The following is a 14,703-nucleotide window of genomic DNA, read 5'->3' as shown; positions in this document are numbered from 1 at the left end:
CGGTCACTACTCCAATTCGTTTAAAGCTTGTTCAAGGAACTCGGTATTTACGATATCTTCGGCATTGACATTCGCATCTATTAAGTTTTCCTTTGCGTACCAGTCGATTTGTGTTTGGATATCTTCTGAGAGCAGTACGCCGTCCCGATCCATATAAGGCAGCCCGCTTTCAATCAATTGCGGCTCTTGATCTGTATATTCTGCAATAATATTAATGACTTCCTCATAATTTTCCCCTGGAACGATTTCCCCGTCTTCTTTGACAAGAACAGCCTCATAATAATATTGGGTTGCTTTTGCATAAGCTTTCATGAAATTAACTGCCGTTTCCTCATCCTCTGCAAAGGCATTGGAGAAAAAGATTCCGGATGTCTGATAGTCAAAAGCATCGCCAATTTGTTCAATCACTTTCCCGTAGCCTTCTTCCAGCACAAGCGAAATATTCGGTTCATTTAAAAGGACAGCATCTACTTGTTCACTTTCCAATGTTTCCATTAATCCAGGAATGCTGTTTAATGGAACAAGTTCCACATCATCTGTTGTCAGACCGTGTTCCTCAAGCAATCTCCCGGCCATGTAGTGGTAAGTCGACCCGGTTTGAGTAATTCCAATTTGTTTCCCTTTCAGTTCCTCAACAGATTCGATATCTGAATCATTATGTACTAATAATGCAGTGGAGGAATAGCCTTCCTGTTCTCTTCCTTTATCAGCTACGATTAATAATTCCTCTCCGCCCGCAACCATATTGTATAGGCTTGCAGTAATTCCCGTTGCACCGACGTCAATATCCCCGCCGGTTACGGCGACAGCAATTGGCTGTGCCGCATCGAACCAATTTACTTGAAGATCGATTCCTTCTTCTTCAAATAATCCGTGCTCTATTCCAATAAATAGTGGTGCTGAGCTCGTCAGTTTTAGCATTCCGAGTTCAACAGTAGTTAATCCTTCTGAGTCCGATTGCTGTGCATCATCCGAATTTGTACCAGATGCATTATCTCCACAGGCAGCAAGCAAAACTAGCAATGCTAAGAGTGCCATCCATAACAGACTTTTTTTCTTTCTCATTAATATTTCCCCCTTCATAATTAAGTACCAGCACTTGTCCGAATTTTTGAAAAACCGTATGTATGCTTGATATATAGATAATAGAATAGCACAAATAAGTGCTTAATTCTATACGAATTTTTGGAAAATTACAGAAGGAAGATGCCTCTATTTATCGCCATGTAATAAAAATCAGCAAATCACGTAAGGAGCACGTCCATACGGGCAAGCTCTTTTTTCTATATCTTAAATGGAGGGAGGAATTCTATATGGCGAAGATTTACTTGGATCCTGGACATGGAGGAAGTGATACAGGAGCTGTAGGGCAAGGACTCCAAGAAAAAAATGTCACGCTGGCGATTGCTTTGAAAATACGAAATATCTTGAACAATCGTTATCAGGGGCATCAAATTCGGATGAGCCGTACGTCGGATCGAACCGTTTCATTGACTGCACGGACCAATGATGCGAACCAGTGGGGCGCAGATTATTTTGTTTCCATTCATATCAATGCCGGGGGAGGTTCTGGGTACGAAGACTTTATTCACTCCAGTCTTTCTAATCAAGGAGTAACCGGAAGATATCGGCAAATCATGCATGAAGAAGTCATGAAGCAGGTGAACTTTCAAAATCGAGGAAGAAAACAAGCGAATTTTCATGTACTGCGCGAGTCGGCAATGTCAGCTGTTTTAACAGAAAATGGATTCATCGATCATGCGGCAGATGCAGCAAAATTGAAATCGGATGCATTTTTGGAGCAAATTGCTTTAGGACATGCAAGAGGAATCGCGAGGATATTTCAATTATCCTCTAAAAGCAGCTCAGGGTCTTCCGGTAATTCCGGCGGCTCCAGTAATAACCAGGGAGGCGCTTCATCAGGTGCAGGCAAAACGAATTCCATTGTAGATTATTTGAAATCCGTTGGAACAGATTCCAGCTTTGCCAATCGTGCCAGGCTGGCTGGCTCTTATGGTATTCAAAATTATACGGGAACAGCTGCACAGAATACACGGCTATTAAATGCCATCCGATCTGGAGGGAATTCTGGTAATACTTCTACCGGTTCCTCAGCCAAACGTGTTCATTTGCCAGCATCTGCATCCACCTGGCGAACGTATCCGTTAAATGTTACTCCTGTAAAGAAAAACAGTGATTGGAGCCTTACACCGTCAGCTTTTGGAGGCTTGACTTATACGATTTTAGCAGAGCCGTATCCAAATGTCGTGACGATTCAAACAGGCCGGGGAAGACGTAATATTTATATTGGACCAGATACGAGCGCACGCAGATTATAAAATAAAACTTCATTCAGCAGAGAATCAACGTCTCTGCTGAATGAAGTTTTATTCTTCCTGATCTATAAAGTATTTTGAAACAGGTTCTAAATTGTCATCTAATTCATAAACAAGTGGAACTCCGGTAGGGATGGAAACATTTACAATATCCTCATCGCTGATATCTTCAAGGTATTTCATTAAACCTCTTAAACTGTTCCCGTGTGCAGCGATAATAACACTTTTCCCTGCTCTTACAGATGGTTTTATTACTTCCTCCCAGTAAGGGATAACGCGTTTGATGGTAGTTTCCAGACTTTCACCGAGAGGGATTTCATCTTCGGGTATTTCTTTATATTTTTGCTCATGTCCAGGATAACGTTCATCTTCTTTTTCTAAAAGCGGAGGAGCTGTATCAAAGCTGCGGCGCCAGATATGCACCTGCTCGGCTCCGTATTTCTCTGCCACTTCCTGCTTGTTTAATCCTTGTAAAGCGCCGTAATGCCTTTCGTTCAGCTTCCATGATTTATGGACGGGGACCCACAGGCTGTCTGTTTCCTCTAAAACATAATTCAGTGTTTTAATGGCTCTTTTTAAATAGGATGTATAGGCCACATCAAAGTGGAATCCATGCTGCTTCAATGCTTGACCTGCATGCTTCGCATCTGCAGCTCCATGATCTGTTAAATCCACATCTGTCCATCCAGTGAAAAGATTGGCCAAATTCCATTCACTTTGTCCATGTCTGATCAGTACAAGCTTCATATATAATCCCTCACTATCCTTTTACATATAACATACCACTGTTTGGAAGGATTTACACATTATGCGAAGGAATAACTTCTAAAAAATTTCTGAAAAAAACAGGGAAAATTTGCAGAAAGGAGAGAATACGATAAGCTAGTAAATAAAAGAGAGATGGAGGTTGCAGGTAATGGTAAAAGTTAATCCAATTGAACAGCTGCTGGATCAATTTGATACATTAATTTTAGACGGTGCATTGGCAACAGAGTTAGAAAAACTGGATTGTGATTTAGAGGATCCCTTGTGGTCAGCTCGTGTTTTGCTGGACGAGCCTGAAAAAATCAGAAAGGTTCATTATGCTTATTTTGAGGCGGGGGCAGATATTGCAATCACAGCAAGCTATCAGGCAAGTATAGATGGTTTTAAAAAGCGCGGAATAAGTGAAGCGGATGCGAGAGCACTTATGAAAAAAACAGTAGAATTAGCACAACAGGCGCGGGAAGATTACTGGATGGAAAAAAAAGAAGCATTCCGTCCCTACCCATTGATAGCCGGTTCTGTCGGGCCATACGGTGCTTATCTTGCAGATGGATCAGAGTACATCGGGAACTACGGCGTAAGTGATTCGTTTTTATATGAGTTTCACAAGCCGCGTATAGAAGCTTTGGTGGAAGCGGGAGCGGATTTATTAGCGGTGGAAACCATCCCATCACTTCAGGAAGCTCGAGTTATCTGTGATGTACTGAAAGAATTTCCTGATATTTCTGCATGGATGACGTTTTCGTTGAGAGATGCGGTTCATATAAGTGAAGGAACGTCTCTGAAAGAATGTGCAGAAGTTTTAAACGCATGCAGCCAGATTGCAGCTGTAGGGGTAAACTGTGTGACAACGGAATTTGTCAGTGATGCCGTTCAAGCATTGCATGCCAGTACACAAAAACCTATTATCATCTATCCGAATTCTGGCGAACATTATAATCCGGAAACGAAAACATGGAATGGAGATAACGATGTACATATGGATGCCGCGGCTGCTGATTGGGCTAAAAAAGGAGCGAAAATTATCGGCGGCTGCTGCCGGACAGGACCAGAGGATATTAGAGGTATCCATAAGATATTGAGGGGAAATCAGTAGAAATCAGACTTCTTTTCATCATAAAAGCAACGGACAAAAATAATGGCTTTCCAAACAAGGAGAGCCATTATTTTTTATCCAATCCCCCCTTGACAATTTCAGTAATAAAATGTATAGTTACCTAGGTTAATAGTTACTCTTGTTAATTATGTGTGGAGGTTAGCAAATGGAAGGATTATTTCGGCATTATATACGTACACACCGGTTGTTAATGAAACATTTGAATGACCTTTTAGAAAAATATCAGCTTTCTTATTCCCTGTGGCAGGTTATTGTTTATTTAAAGGATAGCGGTACTTCAACGCTCGTTGATATTTCCAATTATTATCAAGTAGAAAAACCGGGTATTACCAGGCGGGTTCATCGCCTGCAGGAATCTGGCCTGATTAAGGAAGTACCAAGTACCAACCGCAGAGAAAAAATTATTGAGCTGACCTCGGAAGGAAAGCGTGTCTATCAAGTATGCAGAGAAGAGATTACGGCATTAGAGCATAGCATTTCCGAAGGGTTGACAGAAGAAGAGAAGCAAATTGCTTTTCAATTTTTAATGAAAATCCAAGATAATATTTTAAGTAAAGAAGGGTTTCGTAGTGAGTAGTGAATCGAAGTTATGGACAAAAGATTTTATTATTGTGTCCGCAGTTAATTTTTTATTAACACTTGTTTTTTATCTGCTTGTCGTTGTGATGGGAGTATACGCAGCAGAAGAATTTAATGCAACTGCAAGTCAATCCGGACTAGTAGTCGGGATTTTTATTGTCGGTGCACTGATTGGACGCCTGTTTATTGGTCGTTATATTGAAAAATTTGGTCAGAAAAAAACACTGTTTATCGGGGTTATTATATTTATTGTAGCTACATCTTTATATTTCTTTAATTTTGGTATCGGCTTTTTACTCTTTAACCGATTTATTCATGGGATTGGACTTGGTTTTGGAAGTACGGCAACGGGTACGATTGTAGCGCAGATCATTCCGGCAGCACGCAAGGGAGAGGGAATCGGCTATTATAGTATGAGTGCGACCTTATCTACTGCATTAGGACCGTTTGTCGGTCTGTATATGAGTCAGCATACCAGCATGCAAGGAATTTTTGGGCTCTGTTTAGCAATTGGTGTTATCAGTTTCTTTACAGTCTTTTTTGTGAAAATCCCGGTTATTGAGGAAACAAAAGCGGAAAAAGAGATAGAAAAAGAGGAAGAAAAGCATTTTATTGCTCAATTTGTAGAGCCTAGAGCTGTGCCGATTGCAATTATCACATTGATTTTAGCTCTTTGCTACTCCAGTGTGCTGTCTTTCCTTAATTCCTATGCGATAGAACTGGATTTGGTAAGCGCAGCAAGTGTATTCTTCCTTGTTTATTCCATTGCTGTATTACTTTCCCGTCCTTTTACTGGCCGTTTAATTGATTTAAAAGGGTCAAATATTGTAATGTATCCTGCATTTGTCCTGTTTACGATTGGTATGATTGTTTTAGGGTTTGCACATAGCAGCTTTACACTATTATTAGCGGGTGTATTGATTGGCCTTGGTTTTGGTAATATGCAATCCTGTACACAGGCGATTGCAGTCAAACTGACGCCCCCGCATCGGATGGGGCTGGCAACATCTACTTTCTTCATCTTTTTAGATGGAGGATTAGGCTTTGGACCATATATCCTCGGATTTATTGCGCCAGCCATTGGGTTTAGCACGCTTTATATCGTGTTAGGCCTGGTTGTACTTGTAACAGCAGGGCTGTATACCATTTTACATGGCAAAAAAGCCGCTTCTGCTCAAAAGCAAGCATTAGCATATAAATAAAAAGAACCTTCATTCCAAAAAGAGACTCTTTTTGGAATGAAGGTTTTTTACATTAATATCTCAACTTTCACACATTAAAAAGTAACTTCATTTCCATAGAAACAGGAGTTGATCATTCCTTTGATAACACCCTTGACAAAGATATAGAAGGCGAAGTGTAAAGCGCCGCTGCGGCGGAAAGCGGAGTGGTTGTCCGGAGCGGAGCTATGCACCATCACCAATTTCAAAATGGCCGGATAGTTCACCAAAATGCAAGCACGGTAATGGAGAACATGTTCACCCTGGAATAGCAAGATATATATGCTTATTCTTAGGTGCGAAAGTTGAGTTAATATCTAGTATTTTTGAGACGGCTGCTAAAAACCATAATGACATCGAATTTGTCAACGATAGATTTTGGCGAAAAATGTTTTAAGTGTACTGTGAAAATTTGTAGAAAATATACGATAAAAGTCGGTTGCTGTTATGTAAGATAATAAAAGTAAATTGATTCCAATGGATTATGATAAAAATATGAACTTTACTCCTTTTTCTTAAATTCAATGTATAATTATGTAAGGATCTATAGTATAATGAACTCAAGTAACCTTCTTACTGCTATATAAAAATGAATAGATTCTAGTTATATGATAAGTTGGTTTTCAAAATCAGATTTTAGAAAATTTAGTTATTTCATCTAGAACGTAAATAAAAGTGAAAGTAACAGCAGCAGACAATAGAATAGACTATATTTTAAGAGACATTTATTATATAAACGTAAATAAAAACATCGCAGTCATGTGTTATCAATTTATAACATAGAACCATTCCATATATATGCAATATATAATGATGGGTTACAGCGATGTTTTTTTATATCAATTTTATTTGTCTGCGCAGGAATATAGAGTTACTGTTACTTGGCAGTAAGATCATAGATTTTAATGTAGAAGGGGGCATGTTTATGTCATATCAAGATACCTATGAACAATGGAAGAATGAAGAGACTCTGGATAGAGAACTAAAAACAGAATTAGAGAGTCTTTTAAACAATGAAACAGAATTGGAAGATGCTTTCTCACACCCTTTAGAATTTGGAACTGCGGGTATGCGCGGAATATTGGGCCCGGGCATCAATCGGATGAACATTTATACGGTGAGACAAGCTACAGAAGGTCTGGCCCGATTTATGGAAAGTCAGTCAGAAGAGGATAAAAAAAGGGGAGTGGCGATTGCCTATGATTCCAGACATAAGTCCCCTGAGTTTGCGTTAGAAGCGGCAAGAACACTCGCAAACCACGGGATTCCGTCCTATGTATTCGAATCATTGCGTCCGACACCGGAGCTCTCCTTTGCGGTGAGACACTTAAATACGTTTACCGGCATTATGATCACGGCATCCCATAATCCTGCAAATTATAATGGCTACAAAATTTATGGAGAGAGCGGTGGACAAATGCCGCCGAAAGATGCGGATGCTTTAACATCATATGTCCGTTCTGTAGAAAATCCGCTGCAAATAGATGTATTATCCGAAGAAGAAGCGAAAGAAAAAGGGCTTCTGACAATTATCGGAAAAGAAGTGGATGATGCCTATTTACAGGAAGTAGATACAGTAACGATTAATAGAGAGCTGGTAGCGAAAGAAGGAGAAGATTTAAAGCTTGTTTTTACACCGCTGCATGGCGCCGGAAAAATGCTTGGTGAAAAAGCGTTGGAGCAAGCAGGATTTACAGGATTTTCTTTCGTCCCTGAGCAAAGTATTGCTGATCCGGATTTTACGACTGTCAAATCTCCTAACCCGGAGGAACACTCTGCATTTGAATATGCGATTTCCCTGGGGGAAAAAGACGGTGCTGATTTGCTGGTGGCAACAGACCCGGATGCGGACCGCTTAGGTGTTGCTGTGAAGCTGCCGGACGAAACCTATAGAGTTCTCAGCGGTAATCAAATTGGAGCCTTGATGCTGGATTATATTTTAAAAGCGCGAAAAGATGATGGTACACTGCCAGACAATGCAGTGGCATTGAAATCAATTGTTTCCAGCGAGCTTTCCACTGCTATTGCTGAAAATTATCAAACTAAAATGGTTAATGTACTGACAGGCTTTAAATTTATCGCTGAAAAAATTCAGGCATATCAAGAGGACGGCTCGCAGACATTTCTGTTTGGTTTTGAAGAAAGCTATGGTTATCTGGTAAAACCCTTTGTCAGAGATAAAGATGCCATTCAGGCGCTGGTGTTGATTGCCGAAGTAGCTGCTTTCTACAAGCAAAAGGGCGAAAACCTTTACGACGCATTACAAACGATTTTTGAGGAATATGGCTATTATCAGGAAAAAACAATTTCTATTACCATGAGCGGTTTAGAAGGTTCGGCGAAAATAGCTTCCTTAATGAGACAGCTTCGTGAAGAATCTCCGATAACTTTTGGAGGGATAAAGGTTGTCAGCACAGAGGATTATAAATTACAGGAAAAAGTACATGCAGATGGTTCCGTAACTGCGTTGAACACGCCGCCCTCAGACGTATTGAAATATTTCTTGGAAGACGAAAGCTGGATAGCTGCACGCCCTTCCGGAACAGAGCCTAAAATTAAGTTTTATATCGGTGTTAAAGCTGGGAGTGAAGAAGCGGCTGAAGAAAAAATCAAAGCCTTTTCAGCAGCTATTTCGGAAATAACCAATGTAACCAGCTGAAAATCACTTCAGGGACAAGCTTCAAGAGGATGTTCAAAAATCATCAGCTCCTTTAGATGAGGGGAGTAATCGAAAGCATCGGCAGCTTTTTGAACACGCACTTCAATAGGTGGTGAATGAAGAAATGCAAACGAATGAGTATTTGGAATTGGAAACAGAAGATGCAATAAAAAGATTTCACTCGGGTGAGAACTTTTATAGTCAGCATGTTTTCGGATATCACCAGGAAGACCAGGACAGGGAGACAGGATTTGTCTTCCGTGTCTGGGCTCCGAATGCACAGCAGATATGGTTGGTAGGAACGTTTAATGACTGGGACGAATCCTTGCCAATGGAAAAAAATGAAGTATATGGCTATTGGGAAGTGTTCACCGGCAAGCCTTCCGAGAATGATTTGTATAAATACAAGGTGCGTCAGGCAGACGGCAGAGTAGTTTATAAAATTGATCCATTTGCCATTGCATTTGAGAAGCGTCCGGATAATGCAGCTGTGATTCATCATGTTCCGGAGAAAAAATGGAAGGATGGTTTATGGTACGGGAGAAAGAAGCGTTCTAATTTCTTTCAGCGTCCCATAAATATCTATGAGGTACATGCCAGTTCCTGGAAGCATCATGAGGACGGGACGCCTTACTCCTTTGCGGATTTAAAGGAAGAATTAATTCCATATGTCAAGAAAATGGGATATACCCATATTGAATTTATGCCGTTAATGGAGCATCCTCTCGGGGCGTCTTGGGGATATCAATTGATAGGTTATTTTGCTTTAAGCTCTTATTACGGCAAGCCGGAAGAATTTCAAGATTTTGTGGAAGCATGTCATAAGGAAAATATAGGAGTATTTGTGGACTGGGTCCCCGGTCACTGCTGTATTAATGATGATGCTCTTCCGAAATATGACGGCACACCTCAATTTGAATATGAGAATCCGGATCGGGCAGCAAATATTCGCTGGGGCTCTGTTAATTTCGATTTAGGTAAACCAGAGGTACAATCATTTCTAATCTCCAGTGCTCTATTCTGGTTAGAAATGTACCATATTGATGGAATACGTGTCGATGCGGTTTCCAGTATGCTTTATTTAGATTATGACGATGGGCCTTGGGAACCGAACCATGAAGGCGGGAATCGTAACTATGAAGGATACTACTTCCTGCAAAAGCTGAATGCAGTTGTCAAGCTGGCTCATCCGGAAGTGATTATGATTGCGGAGGAGAGTTCATCTGACACACAGATTACTGGATTAATTGAATCAGGCGCATTGGGCTTTGATTATAAATGGAACATGGGCTGGATGAATGATGTGCTGGACTTTTATAAAATGGATCCAGCTTTTCGGAAGGACCATTTTAACTTAATCACCTTCTCCTTTATGTATATGATGCAGGAAAACTATATCCTTCCGCTTTCTCATGATGAAGTTGTACATGGAAAAAGGAGTTTAATGCATAAGATGTGGGGAGACAGGTATAAACAATTTTCGCAATTGCGTAATTTATATACGTATATGATTGCTCATCCTGGAAAAAAGCTTTTATTCATGGGAAGTGAATGGGGACAATTCTTAGAGTGGAAGTACGATGAAGGATTGGAATGGCGTGATTTAGATGATCCAATGAACAACAGCATGCAGCATTTTACTACTAGTTTAAATGCTTTGTATAAAGAACAGCCGGCATTATGGGAACTGGAGGAAAGCTATGACACGATTTCAATTATCGATGCCGACAATCGAAATGATTCGGTTCTTAGTTTTATCCGGAAAAGTAAGAAGAAAAAGGATTTTCTGATTATTATTTTAAATATGACCCCTGTAGAGCGTCAGGATTTTCCGATTGGTGTTCCATACCAAGGGAGCTACAAGGAAATTTGGAATACAGAAATGCAAGAATTCGGCGGGACGTGGAAAGAGCATAATCCTGACCAATTAACGGAGGAAGTTCCTTTTAAGGAATATCCTTATCGTATTAAAACGGTTGTACCGGCATTGGGAGCGTTGATCTTACAGCCTGATAAAATAAAAATACCAAGAAAACGTCCATCTGCTAAGTAATTTTTCATCATGGGAAATATCATTTTTATTGGAATTTTTTGTATCCTCTAAAAATATATTATAGAAACACACCAGGTTTTACTTTTTAACGTAAATTTTTGAAGAAGTAATCGAAAGGGGGACAGGTGAAAGGCTGCTTTCACCGAATATATGAAAAATGAGATGCTAGCAATGATTCTTGCAGGAGGTAAGGGATCGCGATTAGGAAAACTGACAAAAAATATCGCTAAACCAGCTGTTCCTTTTGGAGGAAGATATCGTATTATTGATTTCACATTAAGTAATTGTGCCAACTCTGGGATTAAAAATGTGGGTGTAGTCACCCAATATCAGCCACTCGCTTTAAATAACCACGTAGACAATGGGACAAGCTGGGGGCTGGATGGAATTAATTCCGGCGTCACGATTCTTCAGCCTTATGCTGGTTCAGAAGGCGGTAAATGGTTTGAAGGAACTGCACATGCGATTTACCAGAATATTGCTTATATCGATGAGATGAACCCCGAATATTTACTTGTATTATCAGGAGACCATATTTATAAGATGGATTATGAAGAGATGCTTGAGACACACAAAGCAAATGAAGCTTCTTTAACAGTTGCCGTGCTGGAAGTCCCTGAAAAAGAAGCATCTCGTTTCGGAATTATGAATACAGACGAAAATGACCGGATTATAGAATTTGAAGAAAAACCGGAAAATCCTAAAAGTAACCTGGCCTCGATGGGAATTTACATTTTTGACTGGAGCCGGTTACGGGAGGTGCTGTTCAGCAGCTATTCCAAAGATGACCATATGCTGGATTTTGGCAAGCACGTTATACCCTCTTATTTAGAAGGCGGGGAGAATGTATTTGTCTACCGATTTGCTGGATATTGGAAGGATGTTGGAACCATTGATTCGCTCTGGGAAGCAAACATGGAATTTATTAATCCTGAAATGAATCTGGATATCCGGGATAAATCATGGCGTGTCTATTCCAGAAATACAATTTCACCGCCAAACTTTTTAACAGATACCGCTTCGGTGACAGACTCTCTAATCGTTGATGGATGCTATGTAGCTGGGCAGATTGAAAATAGTATTCTATCGAATGATGTGCAGGTAAAAGAAGGCTCGAAAATAACGGATAGTTTTATTATGCCGGGAGCAAGTATCGGCAGGGACGTAACCATCCATCGGGCAATTATTGGAGAAGGCGCGGTCGTGGGTGACAATACAGTAATTGACGGAACGGAAGAGGTCGGCGTAGTAGGCTATTCTGAAGTGATTGGAGTGACGATGGATGAGGGCTAATAAAATTTGTGCGGTTTTAGGGAATATTCAACGCTATAATGCTTTACTTCCATTAACAAATGAGAGACCACTGGCAACCTTGCCGTTTGCTTGTAAATACAGACTGATTGATTTTCCGCTTTCCAGCATTGTCAATGCGAATATAAATACGGTTTATATGATTTTTAATGAAGGAGAAACACAATCTGTATTTGATCATATCGGCGGAGGGAAAGAATGGAATTTAGACGGCGTGCATAATCGTTTCTTTATCCACCTCTATCAAGACTTTTTGAAATTAAAAGCACATAACCAAAGCTATTATCGTCCGCTGATCGACTATCTTGAAAAATCAAAATCAGAGTATACGGTTTATATGAGCAGTAAAATGATTTGTAATATCGACTTGCGAGCTGTTTTAAAAATTCACCAGCAGCAAAACAATGAAATGACGGTAGTTTATAAAAAGGTAGAATCTGAAAAAATATGCCAGACAGATGCTGTATTATCTCTGACAGATAATGGCCAAATTACCGAAGTGCGCCCATATATGGAGCATTTGCAGACATCCGAGCAGGAGAATCTCTGCATGGATATTTATATCGTCCAGACAGATTGGCTGATTCGGGAATTAAAAGAAGGACAGCAGGAAGGAACTCCCGCGGATATCCAAGATTTTCTGCGTAAAAAAATCCATACCGTAAAAAGCTCTACCTACGAGCATACGGGTTATTTAAGTAATATTTTTGATATCAATTCATACTATAATGCATCACTTGATATGCTGAACCAGCAAAAATTCAGTTCGCTTCTCTATTCTAATCAAAAAATATATACAAAATTAAAAAATGAAGTTCCAACCTATTACTCAGAGTCTTCTGAGGTGAATAACAGCCAATTTGCAACAGGATGTATCATTGAAGGAAAAGTAGAAGGATCCTCTATTTCTCGTGGAACAGTGATAGATAAAGGGACAGAAATCATCGATTCAATCATTATGCCAAGTGCAAAAATATGTGCCGGAGCCAGGGTGCAAAACGCTATCTTGGATAAGGAAGTTGTTGTGGATCCAGGGGTACAAATAATAGGGACAAGAGAAAATCCGGTAGTCATTGAAAAATATCAGCACGTAACCAATGATATCCTTGCGAATGGGGTAGCAGTTGGCGATATAGAGAGATAGGAGGAAAAATATGAAATTATTATTTGCTAGTGCAGAGTGTGCACCGTTTTTCAAAACAGGCGGACTCGGAGACGTTATTGGTGCACTCCCGAAAGAATTAGCAAAAAAAGATGTGGAAGTGGCAGTTGTACTGCCGCTTCACAAAAAAATGCCGGCTGCATATAGAGAGAACTTAGAGAATGTGACGTCCTTCTCGATAGACGTCGGCTGGAGAAGTCAATTTTGTGGAATCGAACGTTTAAAAATGGATCATGTCACCTATTATTTTATCGATAATCTCTACTATTTTGACCGCGATGATTTATATGGTTTTTATGATGATGGGGAACGCTTTGCTTTCTTTCAGATGGCTCTGATTGAAATGATGGAGGCAGTTGATTATATTCCGGATATCCTTCATGTACATGATTTTCATACAGCAATGGTACCATTTCTCTTAAAAGAAAAATATCATTGGATTGAAGCATATCAAAACATTCGAACCGTGCTGACCATTCATAATATTGAGTTTCAAGGTCGGTATCACCCGGAAGTGCTGTCTGATTTATTCGGAGTCGGCGACAGAAAATATCATGATGGTACCATTCGCTTCAAAGATGACATTAATTTTCTGAAGTCGGGTATTGTATATGCAGACAGAGTAAATACGGTCAGCCATTCTTATGCAAGAGAAATCCAGACTGCTGAATTTGGCAATGGCTTAGAAGGCATTCTCAGACAGGAGCAGGGAAAGCTGTCAGGTATTGTGAACGGGATAGACTATGAGATAAATAATCCGGAAACAGATCTGGCGCTCAAGTCTACCTATTCTTCCGCTGACTTATCAGGCAAAAAAGAGTGTAAGCAAGAATTACAGGAACGAATGGGACTTCCTGTGAAGAAGGATGTTCCGGTCATTGCGGTGGTCAGCCGTCTGACACATCAGAAGGGTTTTCATCTTGTTTTGGAAGAGCTGGAGAATCTATTACAATATGATGTCCAGTTTGTTCTGTTAGGGACCGGAGATCCAGCCTTAGAGCATCCATTCCAGCTGATTTCTGAATGGTATCCAAATAAGTGCGCAGTGAACATTACATTCGATGTAACACTGGCTCAAAAGATTTATGCCGGCGCGGATATCTTCCTGATGCCTTCAAAATTCGAGCCATGTGGATTATCACAGCTGATTTCCATGCGGTATGGCACGTTGCCGGTGGTTCATGAAATAGGCGGATTGAAAGATACGGTAGAACCATATAATCCGATTGAAAAAACAGGGACAGGGTTTGGCTTCTCCTTATTTACACCATACTACATGATGGAAGCATTGAAAAAAGCAATCCATGTCTATCAGGAAGAGAAGGATGTATGGGACAGCCTGATTCAGTCTGCAATGGTACAGGACTTCAGCTGGGAGACGTCCAGTGAGCAGTACTATTTGCTTTATAAAGAAATTTTATAGGAAGCGGTGTGTGTTCAAAGAGCTCAAGAAATAATGCATGTTATTGAGTTTTTTGAACACCTTCTTATAGGCCCAAAA

General features: G+C 40.2%; 10 protein-coding genes and 1 pseudogene. 9 read left to right on the top strand and 2 right to left on the bottom strand.

Going from position 1 to position 14,703, the window contains the following annotated elements:
• Positions 1 to 6: 6 nt before the first annotated feature.
• A complete protein-coding gene (locus ACW0TQ_RS02820; protein ID WP_042531570.1) occupies positions 7 to 1,065 on the bottom strand; it encodes an ABC transporter substrate-binding protein in 1,059 nt (352 codons plus the stop codon).
• 248 nt (positions 1,066 to 1,313) lie between these two features.
• Between ACW0TQ_RS02820 and ACW0TQ_RS02815 the strand changes: the two are divergent.
• Positions 1,314 to 1,868 (top strand): annotated as a pseudogene (locus ACW0TQ_RS02815) (N-acetylmuramoyl-L-alanine amidase family protein); the annotation flags it as partial.
• A gap of 519 nt (positions 1,869 to 2,387) precedes the next feature.
• Here the strand turns inward: ACW0TQ_RS02815 and gpmA are convergent.
• Entirely contained in the window at positions 2,388 to 3,083 is a 696-nt protein-coding gene (gpmA, locus tag ACW0TQ_RS02810; RefSeq protein WP_042531572.1) for a 2,3-diphosphoglycerate-dependent phosphoglycerate mutase, read from the bottom strand.
• Positions 3,084 to 3,252: 169 nt separating this feature from the next.
• Between gpmA and mmuM the strand changes: the two genes are divergently transcribed.
• From mmuM to glgA, 8 genes are all read left to right on the top strand, one after another.
• A complete protein-coding gene (gene mmuM, locus ACW0TQ_RS02805) occupies positions 3,253 to 4,197 on the top strand; it encodes a homocysteine S-methyltransferase (RefSeq protein ID WP_042531574.1) in 945 nt (314 codons plus the stop codon).
• A 166-nt stretch (positions 4,198 to 4,363) separates the two neighbouring features.
• Positions 4,364 to 4,795, top strand: coding sequence for a MarR family winged helix-turn-helix transcriptional regulator (locus tag ACW0TQ_RS02800; protein ID WP_193062778.1), 432 nt, complete (start codon positions 4,364 to 4,366; stop codon positions 4,793 to 4,795).
• On the top strand, positions 4,788 to 5,999 hold the full coding sequence (locus ACW0TQ_RS02795) for an MFS transporter (protein ID WP_042531578.1): 1,212 nt from the start codon (positions 4,788 to 4,790) through the stop codon (positions 5,997 to 5,999). The genes ACW0TQ_RS02800 and ACW0TQ_RS02795 overlap by 8 nt, the downstream gene beginning before the upstream one ends.
• 943 nt (positions 6,000 to 6,942) lie before the next feature.
• A complete protein-coding gene (locus ACW0TQ_RS02790; RefSeq protein ID WP_341172470.1) occupies positions 6,943 to 8,676 on the top strand; it encodes a phospho-sugar mutase in 1,734 nt (577 codons plus the stop codon).
• A gap of 124 nt (positions 8,677 to 8,800) precedes the next feature.
• Positions 8,801 to 10,729, top strand: coding sequence for a 1,4-alpha-glucan branching protein GlgB (glgB, locus tag ACW0TQ_RS02785; protein ID WP_455725310.1), 1,929 nt, complete (start codon positions 8,801 to 8,803; stop codon positions 10,727 to 10,729).
• 150 nt (positions 10,730 to 10,879) lie between these two features.
• The gene (locus tag ACW0TQ_RS02780; RefSeq protein ID WP_455725309.1) at positions 10,880 to 12,022 is read left to right on the top strand and encodes a glucose-1-phosphate adenylyltransferase; all 1,143 of its coding nucleotides are present in this window, start codon (positions 10,880 to 10,882) and stop codon (positions 12,020 to 12,022) included.
• On the top strand, positions 12,012 to 13,184 hold the full coding sequence (gene glgD, locus ACW0TQ_RS02775) for a glucose-1-phosphate adenylyltransferase subunit GlgD (RefSeq protein WP_042531586.1): 1,173 nt from the start codon (positions 12,012 to 12,014) through the stop codon (positions 13,182 to 13,184). The genes ACW0TQ_RS02780 and glgD overlap by 11 nt, the downstream gene beginning before the upstream one ends.
• 10 nt (positions 13,185 to 13,194) lie before the next feature.
• Positions 13,195 to 14,625 carry a glycogen synthase GlgA gene (gene glgA / locus ACW0TQ_RS02770; RefSeq protein WP_042531589.1) on the top strand — a complete coding sequence of 477 codons (1,431 nt, stop codon included), beginning with the start codon at positions 13,195 to 13,197 and terminating at the stop codon, positions 14,623 to 14,625.
• Positions 14,626 to 14,703 lie beyond the last annotated feature (78 nt).

This window comes from Oceanobacillus sp. M60, from assembly GCF_053839645.1.
The sequence above is the reverse complement of the archived record's forward strand: the minus strand, read 5'-3'. Positions and strand labels throughout refer to the sequence as shown.

What these genes read in the sequence shown, in the direction of transcription:
- ACW0TQ_RS02820 (WP_042531570.1), bottom strand. Translation starts at nt 1,065, where the DNA reads ATGAGAAAGAAAAAAAGTCTGTTATGGATGGCACTCTTAGCATTGCTA.
- gpmA (WP_042531572.1), bottom strand. Translation starts at nt 3,083, where the DNA reads ATGAAGCTTGTACTGATCAGACATGGACAAAGTGAATGGAATTTGGCC.
- mmuM (WP_042531574.1), top strand. Translation starts at nt 3,253, where the DNA reads ATGGTAAAAGTTAATCCAATTGAACAGCTGCTGGATCAATTTGATACA.
- ACW0TQ_RS02800 (WP_193062778.1), top strand. Translation starts at nt 4,364, where the DNA reads ATGGAAGGATTATTTCGGCATTATATACGTACACACCGGTTGTTAATG.
- ACW0TQ_RS02790 (WP_341172470.1), top strand. Translation starts at nt 6,943, where the DNA reads ATGTCATATCAAGATACCTATGAACAATGGAAGAATGAAGAGACTCTG.
- glgB (WP_455725310.1), top strand. Translation starts at nt 8,801, where the DNA reads ATGCAAACGAATGAGTATTTGGAATTGGAAACAGAAGATGCAATAAAA.
- ACW0TQ_RS02780 (WP_455725309.1), top strand. Translation starts at nt 10,880, where the DNA reads ATGAAAAATGAGATGCTAGCAATGATTCTTGCAGGAGGTAAGGGATCG.
- glgD (WP_042531586.1), top strand. Translation starts at nt 12,012, where the DNA reads ATGAGGGCTAATAAAATTTGTGCGGTTTTAGGGAATATTCAACGCTAT.
- glgA (WP_042531589.1), top strand. Translation starts at nt 13,195, where the DNA reads ATGAAATTATTATTTGCTAGTGCAGAGTGTGCACCGTTTTTCAAAACA.